The organism is Streptomyces sp. NBC_00988 (genome assembly GCF_045162645.1).
GTDB lineage: Bacteria > Actinomycetota > Actinomycetes > Streptomycetales > Streptomycetaceae > Streptomyces.
This window is the reverse complement of sequence record NZ_CP108730.1, coordinates 7028070-7041739: the sequence shown is the minus strand read 5'-3', so window position 1 is coordinate 7041739 and position 13670 is coordinate 7028070. Positions and strand designations below refer to the sequence as shown.

General features: G+C 64.9%; 9 protein-coding genes and 2 rRNA genes. 2 read left to right on the top strand and 9 right to left on the bottom strand.

Annotated elements, in window-relative coordinates; translation table 11 throughout:
* Window positions 1-15: 15 nt before the first annotated feature.
* Both OG496_RS32395 and OG496_RS32390 read right to left on the bottom strand, forming a co-directional pair.
* A 23S ribosomal RNA gene (locus tag OG496_RS32395) occupies window positions 16-3138 on the bottom strand.
* Window positions 3139-3451: 313 nt separating this feature from the next.
* A 16S ribosomal RNA gene (locus OG496_RS32390) occupies window positions 3452-4979 on the bottom strand.
* The 16S and 23S rRNA genes sit together here, the layout of an rRNA operon.
* Window positions 4980-5810: 831 nt before the next feature.
* Here OG496_RS32390 and trpS point away from each other — a divergent pair.
* Entirely contained in the window at window positions 5811-6806 is a 996-nt protein-coding gene (gene trpS / locus OG496_RS32385) for a tryptophan--tRNA ligase (RefSeq protein WP_405973438.1), read from the top strand.
* Between the two features lie 20 nt (window positions 6807-6826).
* Here trpS and proC read toward each other — a convergent pair whose 3' ends face one another.
* The 3 genes from proC to OG496_RS32370 form a co-directional block, all read right to left on the bottom strand.
* Window positions 6827-7636: a pyrroline-5-carboxylate reductase gene (proC, locus tag OG496_RS32380; protein ID WP_393751715.1), complete on the bottom strand. Its 810-nt coding sequence runs from the start codon at window positions 7634-7636 to the stop codon at window positions 6827-6829.
* A gap of 80 nt (window positions 7637-7716) precedes the next feature.
* Window positions 7717-8526: an ABC transporter permease gene (locus OG496_RS32375; protein ID WP_366497632.1), complete on the bottom strand. Its 810-nt coding sequence runs from the start codon at window positions 8524-8526 to the stop codon at window positions 7717-7719.
* Window positions 8523-9344 carry an ABC transporter ATP-binding protein gene (locus tag OG496_RS32370; RefSeq protein ID WP_366497630.1) on the bottom strand — a complete coding sequence of 274 codons (822 nt, stop codon included), beginning with the start codon at window positions 9342-9344 and terminating at the stop codon, window positions 8523-8525. The genes OG496_RS32375 and OG496_RS32370 overlap by 4 nt, the downstream gene beginning before the upstream one ends.
* A gap of 274 nt (window positions 9345-9618) precedes the next feature.
* Here OG496_RS32370 and OG496_RS32365 point away from each other — a divergent pair, with 274 nt between their 5' ends.
* Entirely contained in the window at window positions 9619-11118 is a 1500-nt protein-coding gene (locus OG496_RS32365) for a SulP family inorganic anion transporter (RefSeq protein WP_405973437.1), read from the top strand.
* Between the two features lie 226 nt (window positions 11119-11344).
* On the opposite strand, the gene OG496_RS32360 is transcribed toward OG496_RS32365, so the two are convergent.
* The 4 genes from OG496_RS32360 to OG496_RS32345 form a co-directional block, all read right to left on the bottom strand.
* Complete coding sequence (locus tag OG496_RS32360) at window positions 11345-12127, bottom strand: class I SAM-dependent methyltransferase (protein WP_405973436.1); 783 nt, start codon at window positions 12125-12127, stop codon at window positions 11345-11347.
* 190 nt (window positions 12128-12317) lie between these two features.
* Window positions 12318-12848, bottom strand: coding sequence for an EamA/RhaT family transporter (locus OG496_RS32355; protein ID WP_405973435.1), 531 nt, complete (start codon window positions 12846-12848; stop codon window positions 12318-12320).
* A 46-nt stretch (window positions 12849-12894) separates the two neighbouring features.
* Window positions 12895-13230, bottom strand: coding sequence for an SH3 domain-containing protein (locus OG496_RS32350; RefSeq protein WP_405973434.1), 336 nt, complete (start codon window positions 13228-13230; stop codon window positions 12895-12897).
* Between the two features lie 29 nt (window positions 13231-13259).
* Window positions 13260-13589 carry an SH3 domain-containing protein gene (locus OG496_RS32345; RefSeq protein WP_405973433.1) on the bottom strand — a complete coding sequence of 110 codons (330 nt, stop codon included), beginning with the start codon at window positions 13587-13589 and terminating at the stop codon, window positions 13260-13262.
* Window positions 13590-13670: the final 81 nt, after the last annotated feature.

Below are 13670 nucleotides of genomic sequence, written 5' to 3'. Positions count from 1 at the left end.
TGGACGCGAGCAACTGAGGACAAGCCCTCGGCCTATTAGTACCGGTCACCTCCAGCGGTTACCCGCCTTCCAGATCCGGCCTATCAACCCAGTCGTCTACTGGGAGCCTTAACCCCTCAAGGGGGTGGGAACACTCATCTCGAAGCAGGCTTCCCGCTTAGATGCTTTCAGCGGTTATCCCTCCCGAACGTAGCCAACCAGCCATGCCCTTGGCAGAACAACTGGCACACCAGAGGTTCGTCCGTCCCGGTCCTCTCGTACTAGGGACAGCCCTTCTCAATGTTCCTGCGCGCGCAGCGGATAGGGACCGAACTGTCTCACGACGTTCTAAACCCAGCTCGCGTACCGCTTTAATGGGCGAACAGCCCAACCCTTGGGACCGACTCCAGCCCCAGGATGCGACGAGCCGACATCGAGGTGCCAAACCATCCCGTCGATATGGACTCTTGGGGAAGATCAGCCTGTTATCCCCGGGGTACCTTTTATCCGTTGAGCGACGGCGCTTCCACAAGCCACCGCCGGATCACTAGTCCCGACTTTCGTCCCTGCTCGACCCGTCGGTCTCACAGTCAAGCTCCCTTGTGCACTTACACTCAACACCTGATTGCCAACCAGGCTGAGGGAACCTTTGGGCGCCTCCGTTACTCTTTAGGAGGCAACCGCCCCAGTTAAACTACCCATCAGACACTGTCCCTGATCCGGATCACGGACCCAGGTTAGACATCCAGCACGACCAGACTGGTATTTCAACGACGACTCCCCCTGAACTGGCGTCCAGAGTTCACAGTCTCCCAGCTATCCTACACAAGCCGAACCGAACACCAATATCAAACTGTAGTAAAGGTCCCGGGGTCTTTCCGTCCTGCTGCGCGAAACGAGCATCTTTACTCGTAGTGCAATTTCACCGGGCCTATGGTTGAGACAGTCGAGAAGTCGTTACGCCATTCGTGCAGGTCGGAACTTACCCGACAAGGAATTTCGCTACCTTAGGATGGTTATAGTTACCACCGCCGTTTACTGGCGCTTAAGTTCTCAGCTTCGCCACCCCGAAGAGTGACTAACCGGTCCCCTTAACGTTCCAGCACCGGGCAGGCGTCAGTCCGTATACATCGCCTTACGGCTTCGCACGGACCTGTGTTTTTAGTAAACAGTCGCTTCTCGCTGGTCTCTGCGGCCACCCCCAGCTCAAGGAGTAAATCCTCTCACCGGTGATGGCCCCCCTTCTCCCGAAGTTACGGGGGCATTTTGCCGAGTTCCTTAACCATAGTTCACCCGAACGCCTCGGTATTCTCTACCTGACCACCTGAGTCGGTTTAGGGTACGGGCCGCCATGAAACTCGCTAGAGGCTTTTCTCGACAGCATAGGATCATCCACTTCACCACAATCGGCTCGGCATCAGGTCTCAGACTATGTGAGTGGCGGATTTGCCTACCACTCGTCCTACACCCTTACCCCGGGACAACCACCGCCCGGGATGGACTACCTTCCTGCGTCACCCCATCACTCACCTACTACCATCTTGGGCCGGCGGCTCCACCACTTTCCATTCCCCGAAGGGTCCGGAACGGCTTCACGGCCTTAGCATTAATGGGCTCGATGTTTGACGCTTCACAGCGGGTACCGGAATATCAACCGGTTATCCATCGACTACGCCTGTCGGCCTCGCCTTAGGTCCCGACTTACCCTGGGCAGATCAGCTTGACCCAGGAACCCTTAGTCAATCGGCGCACACGTTTCTCACGTGTGTATCGCTACTCATGCCTGCATTCTCACTCGTGAACCGTCCACCACTAGCTTCCGCTGCGGCTTCACCCGGCACACGACGCTCCCCTACCCATCCATACAGGCGTTGGCCCTGTTGTATGAATGACACGACTTCGGCGGTACGCTTGAGCCCCGCTACATTGTCGGCGCGGAATCACTAGACCAGTGAGCTATTACGCACTCTTTCAAGGGTGGCTGCTTCTAAGCCAACCTCCTGGTTGTCTCTGCGACTCCACATCCTTTCCCACTTAGCGTACGCTTAGGGGCCTTAGTCGATGCTCTGGGCTGTTTCCCTCTCGACCATGGAGCTTATCCCCCACAGTCTCACTGCCGTGCTCTCACTTACCGGCATTCGGAGTTTGGCTAAGGTCAGTAACCCGGTAGGGCCCATCGCCTATCCAGTGCTCTACCTCCGGCAAGAAACACACGACGCTGCACCTAAATGCATTTCGGGGAGAACCAGCTATCACGGAGTTTGATTGGCCTTTCACCCCTAACCACAGGTCATCCCCCAGGTTTTCAACCCTGGTGGGTTCGGTCCTCCACGAAGTCTTACCTCCGCTTCAACCTGCCCATGGCTAGATCACTCCGCTTCGGGTCTTGAGCGCGCTACTAAACCGCCCTATTCGGACTCGCTTTCGCTACGGCTTCCCCACACGGGTTAACCTCGCAACACACCGCAAACTCGCAGGCTCATTCTTCAAAAGGCACGCAGTCACGACCCACAGAGTAAACTCTGTGAGCGACGCTCCCACGGCTTGTAGGCACACGGTTTCAGGTACTATTTCACTCCGCTCCCGCGGTACTTTTCACCATTCCCTCACGGTACTATCCGCTATCGGTCACCAGGGAATATTTAGGCTTAGCGGGTGGTCCCGCCAGATTCACACGGGATTTCTCGGGCCCCGTGCTACTTGGGTGTCTCTCAAACGAGCCGTTGACGTTTCGACTACGGGGGTCTTACCCTCTACGCCGGACCTTTCGCATGTCCTTCGCCTACATCAACGGTTTCTGACTCGTCTCACAGCCGGCAGACTGTGAAAGAGAGATCCCACAACCCCGTACACGCAACCCCTGCCGGGTCTCACACGTATACGGTTTGGCCTCATCCGGTTTCGCTCGCCACTACTCCCGGAATCACGGTTGTTTTCTCTTCCTGCGGGTACTGAGATGTTTCACTTCCCCGCGTTCCCTCCACTTGCCCTATGTGTTCAGGCAAGGGTGACAGCCCATGACGACTGCCGGGTTTCCCCATTCGGAAACCCCCGGATCAAAGCCTGGTTGACGACTCCCCGGGGACTATCGTGGCCTCCCACGTCCTTCATCGGTTCCTGGTGCCAAGGCATCCACCGTGCGCCCTTAAAAACTTGGCCACAGATGCTCGCGTCCACTGTGCAGTTCTCAAACAACGACCAACCACCCATCACCCTGCCCTACTGGGCAAGTTCACTGGGGTCGGCACTGAAGGCAGCCTCTCGGCCGTGCCCTCAGACACCCAACAGCGTGCCCGGCACCATCGCCACTCATGATCAGCTTTCCACGCCCCGAAGAGCAGTACTCGCAGCCAAGAGATGACCGACAGTGCCGAATAATCAACGTTCCACCCTTGAGCAACCACCGTCGGACATCTGCCGACGTAATGGCCCTGGACCACCAAGCGAACTTGGCGGCCTAGATGCTCCTTAGAAAGGAGGTGATCCAGCCGCACCTTCCGGTACGGCTACCTTGTTACGACTTCGTCCCAATCGCCAGTCCCACCTTCGACAGCTCCCTCCCCACAAGGGGGTTGGGCCACCGGCTTCGGGTGTTACCGACTTTCGTGACGTGACGGGCGGTGTGTACAAGGCCCGGGAACGTATTCACCGCAGCAATGCTGATCTGCGATTACTAGCAACTCCGACTTCATGGGGTCGAGTTGCAGACCCCAATCCGAACTGAGACCGGCTTTTTGAGATTCGCTCCACCTCACGGTATCGCAGCTCATTGTACCGGCCATTGTAGCACGTGTGCAGCCCAAGACATAAGGGGCATGATGACTTGACGTCGTCCCCACCTTCCTCCGAGTTGACCCCGGCGGTCTCCTGTGAGTCCCCGTCACCCCGAAGGGCACGCTGGCAACACAGGACAAGGGTTGCGCTCGTTGCGGGACTTAACCCAACATCTCACGACACGAGCTGACGACAGCCATGCACCACCTGTACACCGACCACAAGGGGGGCACTATCTCTAATGCTTTCCGGTGTATGTCAAGCCTTGGTAAGGTTCTTCGCGTTGCGTCGAATTAAGCCACATGCTCCGCTGCTTGTGCGGGCCCCCGTCAATTCCTTTGAGTTTTAGCCTTGCGGCCGTACTCCCCAGGCGGGGAACTTAATGCGTTAGCTGCGGCACCGACGACGTGGAATGTCGCCAACACCTAGTTCCCACCGTTTACGGCGTGGACTACCAGGGTATCTAATCCTGTTCGCTCCCCACGCTTTCGCTCCTCAGCGTCAGTAATGGCCCAGAGATCCGCCTTCGCCACCGGTGTTCCTCCTGATATCTGCGCATTTCACCGCTACACCAGGAATTCCGATCTCCCCTACCACACTCTAGCTAGCCCGTATCGAATGCAGACCCGGGGTTAAGCCCCGGGCTTTCACACCCGACGTGACAAGCCGCCTACGAGCTCTTTACGCCCAATAATTCCGGACAACGCTTGCGCCCTACGTATTACCGCGGCTGCTGGCACGTAGTTAGCCGGCGCTTCTTCTGCAGGTACCGTCACTTGCGCTTCTTCCCTGCTGAAAGAGGTTTACAACCCGAAGGCCGTCATCCCTCACGCGGCGTCGCTGCATCAGGCTTTCGCCCATTGTGCAATATTCCCCACTGCTGCCTCCCGTAGGAGTCTGGGCCGTGTCTCAGTCCCAGTGTGGCCGGTCGCCCTCTCAGGCCGGCTACCCGTCGTCGCCTTGGTGAGCCATTACCTCACCAACAAGCTGATAGGCCGCGGGCTCATCCTGCACCGCCGGAGCTTTTAACCCCCACACATGAGTGCAGGAGTATTATCCGGTATTAGACCCCGTTTCCAGGGCTTGTCCCAGAGTGCAGGGCAGATTGCCCACGTGTTACTCACCCGTTCGCCACTAATCCCCACCGAAGTGGTTCATCGTTCGACTTGCATGTGTTAAGCACGCCGCCAGCGTTCGTCCTGAGCCAGGATCAAACTCTCCGTGAATGTTTTCCCGTAATCGGGAACGACACACACGAGAGCGGAACAGTCAGGCGGAATAAGCCCGACCGTTCACAGCGTCCTCGCTGTATGTTTTCTTCAAAGGAACCTCGTCCCAGACATCAGATGATGTTTGGAGACGGGGTATCAACATATCTGGCGTTGATTTTTGGCACGCTGTTGAGTTCTCAAGGAACGGACGCTTCCTTTGTACTCACCCTCTCGGGCTTTCCTCCGGGCTTTTCCCTTCGGTCTTGCGTTTCCGACTCTATCAGACCGTTTCCGGTCCCGATTTCCTCGGTGCTTTCCAGGTTTCCGCTTCCGCGTTTCCCTTTCCGGCGGTTCCGACTCTATCAGATCCTTTCGGGCCTGACTCCCAGTCAGCGGGGCTTGCCTTCCCGGCCCTTGGGCCGTTCCGACGAGTGAGACTTTAGCGGATTCCTGAGTCCCGAGCGAATCGGGGGGTGCGTCCTTTCGAACGCGGATTCCTCATTTCGCAAATACGCATGGCAATACAACGCGACGACGGATCGTCGATTGTTCGTAGGTACTTGCGGAATGGCTGTCCGGGGACCGACCGGGGTCGGCGCTCACGTCGGACAACTCGGAGAACATTACGTACGCGGTAGAGGCGTGTCAACTCCGCTCCGGAGAGCACAGTGGAGGCGTACGCTGTGTGACGTGACTACGCGTACGTGCACCCAGCAGTGGTGGGCCGCCTGACGGCGGCCGTACACACGTATGTACTCAACGGCCGCCGCATCGGCGGCCGTTCGCGTTTCTCCCTCCAGAGGGTCGGCCGGCCGGGTGCGGCGGTCTCTATCAGGAGGTGGAGAGATGACGCGGGTCTTCAGTGGGGTCAAGCCGACCGGGCATCTGACGCTGGGGAACTACCTGGGCGCCATCCGGCGGTGGGTCGACGTGGATCAGCGGCGGAGCGACGCGCTGTTCTGTGTGGTCGATCTGCACGCGCTGACCGTGGACCACGATCCGGCGCGGGTGCGCAGGCTCAGTCGGCAGGCGGCGACGCTGTTGCTGGCGGCAGGGCTGGATCCCGAGCTGTGCACCGTGTTCGTACAGAGTCATGTGGACGAGCACGCGCGGCTGTCGTACGTCATGGAGTGTGTGGCCACCGACGGTGAGATGCGGCGGATGGTGCAGTACAAGGAGAAGGCCGCGCGTGAGCGGGAGCGGGGCGGGAGTGTGCGGCTGTCGCTGCTGACGTATCCCGTGCTGATGGCGGCGGACATCCTGGCGTACGGGACGGACGAGGTGCCGGTCGGGGACGACCAGACGCAGCATGTGGAACTGACCCGGGATCTGGCGGTGCGGTTCAACCAGCGGTACGGACACACGTTCGTGGTGCCTCGGGCGACTCGGCCGGAGGTGGCGGCCCGGGTGATGAACCTGCAGGAGCCGACTTCGAAGATGGGGAAGTCGGACGACTCCGGGCCGGGCATCGTCTATCTGCTGGACGAGCCGGAGGCCGTACGGAAGAAGGTCATGCGGGCCGTGACCGACAGTGGCGCGGAGGTCGTCTACGACCGGGAGGCGCGGCCGGGGGTGGCCAATCTGCTGGAGATCCTGGCCGCTTGCGGTGGTGGGAACCCGGAGGACCTGAGCGGTGTATATGAGTCGTACGGCACTTTGAAGAAGGCCACGGCGGAGGCCGTGGTCGAGCTGCTCAGGCCCGTGCAGGAGAGGCACAAGGAGTTGTGCGCGGATCCCGCTTATGTGGAAGGGGTGTTGCGGGATGGGGCGGAGAAGGCGAGAGAGATGGCGAAGCCGATGGTCGACAGCGCGTATCGGGCCATCGGGCTTCTGCCTGCGTAGTCGCGTGAGCGGTTAGCCGGTCAGCTGTTTCCGGAGGCCAGTTCGCGGCTGCGGTCGCGGGCGGCCTCCAGGGCGGCGATGAGTGCGGCGCGTACGCCGTGGTTCTCCAGTTCGCGGATGGCGTTGATCGTCGTGCCGGCGGGCGAGGTGACGTTCTCGCGGAGCTTCACCGGGTGCTCGCCGCTGTCGCGGAGCATGACGGCGGCGCCGATCGCGGACTGGACGATGAGGTCGTGGGCCTTGTCGCGCGGCAGGCCGAGCAGGATGCCCGCGTCCGTCATGGCTTCGACCAGGTAGAAGAAGTACGCCGGGCCGGAGCCGGAGAGGGCGGTGCAGGCGTCCTGCTGGGACTCGGGGACGCGGAGCGTCTTGCCCACGGCGCCGAAGATCTCGTCGGCGTGCGCGAGATGGGCCTCGGTGGCGTGGCTGCCGGCGGAGATGACGGACATGGCCTCGTCGACGAGGGCGGGGGTGTTCGTCATGACACGGACGACGGGGGTGCCTGCGGCCAGGCGCTCCTCGAAGAAGGAGGTGGGGATGCCCGCCGCGCCGCTGATGATCAGGCGGTCGGCGGGGAGGTGCGGGGCGAGTTCGTCGAGGAGAGTGCCCATGTCCTGCGGCTTGACCGTGAGGATCAGGGTGTCGGCGGTCTTCGCTGCCTCCGGGTTGGTGACCGGGGTGACTCCGTGGCGGGCGCGGAGTTCTTCGGCGCGCTCGGGGCGGCGGGCGGTGACCAGCAGGTCGGCCGGGGCCCAGCCCGCTCGGATCATTCCGCTGAGCAGGGCCTCACCGATCTTGCCGGTGCCGAGGACTGCGACTTTCTGACTCATGGGCCCATCCTCGCACCGGCCGTGGGGAGAGGTGGTGGTTGTCCGGCTGGCGGAACAGGACCTCCGTACTCCTCACTCCTCTATGCCGTACGCCTTCTCAGGGTGGCCGCGCCCAGGCACAGCACCAGTAGCGCGCAGCCGGCCACGATCAGTGCGTCGCGTACGAAGGTGGCGGTCATGTCGGTGTGCTTGAGGACCTCGTTCATGCCATCGACGGCGTACGACATGGGCAGGACGTCGGAGATGGCCTCCAGGGCGGGGTGCATGTCGGAGCGGGGAGTGAAGAGGCCGCAGAGGAGGAGTTGGGGGAAGATCACCGCCGGCATGAACTGGACGGCCTGGTATTCGGAGGCCGCGAAGGCCGAGACGAAGAGGCCGAGGGCGGTGCCGAGCAGGGCGTCGAGGAGGGCGACCAGGAGGAGGAGCCAGGGGCTGCCGGTCACGTCGAGGCCCAGGAACCAGACGGCGAGGCCCGTCGCCAGGGCGGACTGGATGATCGCGAGGATGCCGAAGGCGAGGGCGTAGCCGGCGATCAGGTCGCCCTTGCCGAGGGGCATGGCGAGGAGGCGTTCGAGGGTGCCGGAGGTGCGTTCGCGCAGGGTGGCGATGGACGTGACCAGGAACATCGTGATGAGGGGGAAGATGCCGAGCAGTGAGGCGCCGATGCTGTCGAAGGTGCGCGGGCTGCCGTCGAAGACGTAGCGCAGCAGGACGAGCATCACGCACGGGATGAGGATCAGCAGCGCGATCGTGCGGGGGTCGTGGCGGAGCTGGCGCAGGACCCGGGCGGCGGTGGCAGTGGTGCGGGAGGCGCTGAGGGCGCGGGGCCTGGCAGGTGCGGGGGTGCCGGTCGTCGTGGCGGCCGTGCTCGTGGCCGTGTTCGCGCTCATCGGGTGGTCTCCTTCTGGCGGGCGGTGGCTACGGCCTCGTCGACCAGGTGCAGGAAGGCGGCTTCGACCGTGTCGGAGCCGGTGCTGGTGCGGAGGGCGTCCGGGGTGTCGTCGGCGAGGATCTCGCCCTCGCGCATCAGGAGGAGGCGGTGGCAGCGCTCGGCCTCGTCCATGACATGGGAGGAGATGAGGAGGGTGGCGCCGCGGGAGGCGGCGATGTCGTGGAAGAGGGCCCAGAGGTCGCGGCGGAGGACGGGGTCCAGGCCGACGGTGGGTTCGTCGAGGACGAGGAGTTCCGGGGTGCCGAGGAGTGCGACCGCGAGGGAGACGCGGCTGCGCTGTCCGCCGGAGAGGTTGCCGGCGAGGGCGTCTGCGTGGGTGGTGAGGTCGACGTCGTTGATGGCCCGGGTGACGTCGTCGTGGCGGCGGGTGGCCGCGGCGCGGCCGGGGTCGAGGATCGCGGCGAAGTAGTCGAGATTCTGACGGACCGTCAAGTCGTCGTAGACGGAGGGGGCTTGGGTGACGTAACCGATGCGGGTGCGGAGGGTCGGGTGTCCTGCGGGGCGGCCGAGGACGTTCAGGGTGCCGGTGACCTTGGCCTGGGTACCGACGATCGAGCGCATGAGGGTCGACTTGCCGCAGCCGGAGGGGCCGAGCAGGCCGGTGATCTGGCCTCGCGGGACGGTGAAGTCGAGGGTGCGGAGGACTGTGCGGGGGCCGCGGACGACGGTGAGGGACTCGGCCTGGACGGCCGGTTCGCGGTCCGTGTCGGGCGGGGTGTCCGGTGATGCGGACGGGCCGGGGAGGTAATTCATCATGTGATGAATAATGCTCTCGCGGGACGGGACCGTCAAGCGGGTTGGGTTGGGGTGTCGTCCGGTGGGTGTGCGGGACGGCGCAGGCGCGTGGTGGCGTGATCGGAGTGGGGTGCTCCGGTATGGATGCCTCCGCGTTCACGGGGTGGCAACACGAACCGGGTGCGGGGCCAACTCCCTTTCCCGACAATGGATTTCAGTTCGCCGTGCCCTCCCCCGGTGCGGCGCCCACGCATCTCCTGTCCGGCTCTGTCCTGTCTTCGGAGGTGCCGTTGTCATGCGTGTCGTGCGCTGTGGTGTGAGCAAGGCCGATCTGTTCGCTTCGCTCGTCGTCTTTCTCGTCGCGCTCCCACTCTGTGTGGGCGTGGCGATCGCCTCTGGGGTGCCGGCCGAGTTGGGGCTGGTGACCGGGATCGTCGGTGGGCTGGTCGTCGGGGCGTTGCCCGGGAGCAGCCTGCAGGTGAGCGGTCCGGCCGCCGGGCTGACCGTGCTCGTGTACGAGGCCGTGCGGACGTACGGCGTCGAGGCGCTCGGGGTGCTGGTGTTCGCGGCCGGGGTGGTGCAGTTGGGGCTCGGGGCGTTGCGGCTGGGGCGGTGGTTCCGGGCCGTGTCCTCGGCCGTAGTGCACGGGATGCTCGCCGGAATCGGGCTCGTGCTGGTCGCCGGGCAGGTGTACGCGCTCGGTGATGTCGCCGCGCCGGCGGGCGGGGTCGGGAAGCTCGCCGGGCTGGTGTCGCTGCCGGGGCTGGTGGATCCGGTGGCGTTGTCAGTGGGGGGTGCCACCATTGCCGTATTGCTGCTGTGGCCTCGGTGGGGGCGGGGGTCTCGGTTGGTTCCGGCGCCGTTGGTGGCGGTGGGGTTGGCCGCGGCGGTGACCGGGGGGTTCGACCTCGCCGTGCGGCGGGTGGAGGTGCGGGGGCTGGTCGGTGCCGTGCGGGTGCCGGAGTGGGGGGATTTCGGGCGGCTTACGGAAGTGGGGGTGATCGGGACGGTCGTGGCGTTCGCGCTGATCGCGTCGGCGGAGTCGTTGTTCGGCGCGGCGGAGGTGGACCGGCTGCATCGGGGGCAGCGGACGGACTACGACCGGGAGTTGATCGCGCAGGGTGTGGGGAACGCCGTGTGCGGGGTGCTCGGGGCGTTGCCGATGACCGCGGTGATCGTGCGGAGTGCGACTGGGGGCGCCCCCTCTGGGGGAGTTCAGTCGGGGGCGCGGACGAAGGCCTCGCGGGTGCTGCACGGTGGGTGGTTGCTGGTGTTCACGGCTCTGCTGCCCGGGGTGTTGGGGCTGGTTCCGGTGGCAGCGCTGGCGGGGTTGCTCGTGCACGCCGGGTGCGGGCTCTTGCCGGTGCGGCAGGTGCGGGGGTTGTGGCGCGGGCATCGGGGTGAGGTGGTCGTGCTCGGGGTGACCGCGGTGGTGATCGTGGTGGGGAATGTGTTCGAGGGGGTGCTGGTCGGGCTGGCGTCGGCCGTGGCGAAGACCGCGTGGGACGTCAGTCATGTGCAGGTGGCGACGGAGGATCTCGGGGACGCGGGGATCGTCGTACGGGTGCTGGGGCACGCGACGTTTCTGCGGTTGCCGAAGCTGTTGGACGCGTTGGAGGCGTTGCCGTGCGACCGGGTGGTGCGGCTGGAGTTGGGTGGGCTGCGGCATGTGGATCATGCGTGTGCGGCGGCGCTGGAGGGGTGGGTCGTCGGGCGGGAGAGGGGGCGGGGGCCGGCACCGGAGCAGGGTGAGGGGGTAACGGCTGTGAGGGGAGGGCGAGTTGGGAGTCCGTGACTGTCGGGGCGGGGTGTGGTGGGTCGGTGGGCTGCCGGAGGCGCGGTGTGAGCGGGAGCGGTGGTTGTCGGGTTGGGGGTGGGTGGCTTCGGTTGTGTGCGGGGTGCGGGTGGGCGGGGCTGGTCGCGCCCGCGCGGCGGAGCCGCATATCGGTACAGCCCCGTGCCCCCGGGGCATCAGGGCTCGCGGTGGCCGCCGGACGCGTGGCGGGGTGGCCGTCAGGGGGTCATGGCGTGAGGGCTACGACGAGTTCCACGACGTAGGTCTCCTCCACCAGCTCGTCCGGGAAGACGGTCCGTAGGTGGTCCCGCTCCTCGGTCAGGAAGGCGTCCGTGCTCGCCTTGTCGTGGACGAGGAAGGCCGAGTGGCTGCCGATGTTGGCCAGGTGCGTGTCGATCGGGACGTGGCGGCTCCAGCGGACCCTGCGGTGGGCGAAGTCGAGGCGGCCGGTGGGATCGGCCAGCGCGGCACGCACGCCGCTGCCGTTCTGCTCCACGACGCGGTCGATGCCGAAGTGGATCCTGATGCGTTCCGACTGCTCCGCGATCCACGGCACGTCGACAGCGCCGGTGTTCCACCACAGGGCGAGTGCGCCGCCGGGGCGCAGTACGCGGAGCGCCTCCGGGACCGAGCGGGTGGTGTCGGTCCAGTGCCAGGCCTGGGCGTAGGTGAGGAAGTCGACGGAGTGGTCGGTGAGGGGGAGGGCGTCGCCGTTGCCCCGGACGATCGGGATGTCGGGGAGGGTCCGGCGGAACTGGACCGCCATGCCGTCGCCGGGTTCGATCGCGATCACTTCGGCGCCGCGGTCGTGCAGCAGGGCGGTCGCGATGCCGGTGCCCGCGCCGACGTCCGCGACGCGGGCGCCGGTGAGGGGGTGGCCGGCGAGTTCCTCGATGGCGTCGAAGAGGGCGGGTGGGTAGGAGGGGCGGTTCTCGGCGTACTGGCCTGCGGCGGCGTTGAAGGAGTGGGCTCGGGCGGCGGGTGAGGGGGGATTTGCGGAGGTGGTCATACGGCCATGGTTACCCGGGTGGGTGCAGGGTGCAGGTGGTTTTTGGTGAGAAATGAAAGAGGGAACCGCCGTGACCCGCGGAGTCGCAAGCTGCCGTACGACCGGCTCTCGCCCAGCTGGAGAGTTCCGCGTGCCCGAAGACCTGCCCGTGCCCCAGGCGCCGTAGCTCCCCGGAATCCGTACCCCTGCCTCACGCCCCCCGTCGCTTCTTCGACGGGTTGCGGGTGCGGCGGGAGGTGCGCTTCTCGTACTGGGTCAGGGCGGTCTCGTACTCCTGGCGGTGGAGTTTCTCGCCCGGGGCCTCCACCAGAGAGCGGAAGAAGTAGGCGAGGAGAGAGCCGACGAAGCCGATGGCCAGGAGGCCGCGGAGGGAGGCCTGGCGGTCCGGGTCGGGGCGTTTTTTGAAGGTTTCCCAGGTGTGGCCGAAGGCGAGGGCGCTGCAGATCGCGAACATCACGATGACGAGGAGGGTGACGAAGCTGCCTACGTTCGCGATCTGGATGCCCTGGTAGGCGAAGCGGAGGACCAGGCAGGCGGCGACCGCGGCGGCGAGGGAGCCGGCGGCCGTGGAGACGCGGCGTGCGGTGTAGCCGTCGTCGTGGTTCACCCAGGTGTTGCCGAAGAAGCGGAGGGGTTCGGGGCGGGGGCCTGTCGCTGTGGCCGTGCCTTCGCCTGGGGAGCCCGCGGGGGTGTCCTGGGTGCCGGTCGTCTCGTCGTTCACGGGACGATTATGGCTCCGGGGGTGGGCGCGGGCTCCCGTTGGGGGCTCAGGCGCAGCGGGACGCCACGTAGCCGTCGCTACCGGTGTTCACATACGCGTCCGCGATGAACTCGCCGTTGCTGATGTTGTCCCAGATGCTCGACGTGCCGTAGGTGCCGGTGACCGTCGTCCCCGGCGCCTGGCAGTAGAGCAGGACCTTCGAACTCGCGGGCAGGGTGCCGACGATGCTGTAGCCCGTGCCTGGGCCGCTGCGGATGTTGAGGGTGACGTTGGCCGTCGTGTACGTCTGCGCCGCGCTGGCGGTGACCGGTGAGCCGATCACGAGGACCAGTGCTCCGGCACCGCCTGCAAGTAAGACCGACGCGCGTCTTCGGAATGTCATGCGTGTCCCCCTGGGTGGTGGCGGTGTGGTCAGGAGCAGTGCGGGCGGACGTAGCCGTCGCTGCCCGTGTTCACGTACGCGTCGGAGATGTACTCGCCGTCGTCGATGTTGTCCCAGATGTTCGTCGTGCCGTAGTAGCCCGTCACCGTGGTGCCCGGCGTCTGGCAGTAGATCGGGACCTGGGAGCCCTCGGCCAGGACGCGGACGATGGTGTAGCCGGTGCCGGGGCCGCTGCGGACGTTGACGCGGGTGCCGGGTGCGATCGAGTAGTAGTGCAGCGCCGCCGCTGCGGACGCCGCCGTGGTGACGGCCTGCGTCGTGCCGTCGCCCTCGACCTCTTCAGTACGGTCAACAGACATGAAAAACCTCCCCCGTTGGACCCCATGACTGCCATGGGGTCCCGTTGATTCCCCTAAAACACGCCATGAAACATATGTGCG

Excerpts from the sequence above, each read along its gene's own strand:
- trpS (WP_405973438.1), top strand. The coding sequence starts at position 5,811 with ATGACGCGGGTCTTCAGTGGGGTCAAGCCGACCGGGCATCTGACGCTG.
- proC (WP_393751715.1), bottom strand. The coding sequence starts at position 7,636 with ATGAGTCAGAAAGTCGCAGTCCTCGGCACCGGCAAGATCGGTGAGGCC.
- OG496_RS32375 (WP_366497632.1), bottom strand. The coding sequence starts at position 8,526 with ATGAGCGCGAACACGGCCACGAGCACGGCCGCCACGACGACCGGCACC.
- OG496_RS32370 (WP_366497630.1), bottom strand. The coding sequence starts at position 9,344 with ATGATGAATTACCTCCCCGGCCCGTCCGCATCACCGGACACCCCGCCC.
- OG496_RS32365 (WP_405973437.1), top strand. The coding sequence starts at position 9,619 with ATGCGTGTCGTGCGCTGTGGTGTGAGCAAGGCCGATCTGTTCGCTTCG.
- OG496_RS32360 (WP_405973436.1), bottom strand. The coding sequence starts at position 12,127 with ATGACCACCTCCGCAAATCCCCCCTCACCCGCCGCCCGAGCCCACTCC.
- OG496_RS32350 (WP_405973434.1), bottom strand. The coding sequence starts at position 13,230 with ATGACATTCCGAAGACGCGCGTCGGTCTTACTTGCAGGCGGTGCCGGA.
- OG496_RS32345 (WP_405973433.1), bottom strand. The coding sequence starts at position 13,589 with ATGTCTGTTGACCGTACTGAAGAGGTCGAGGGCGACGGCACGACGCAG.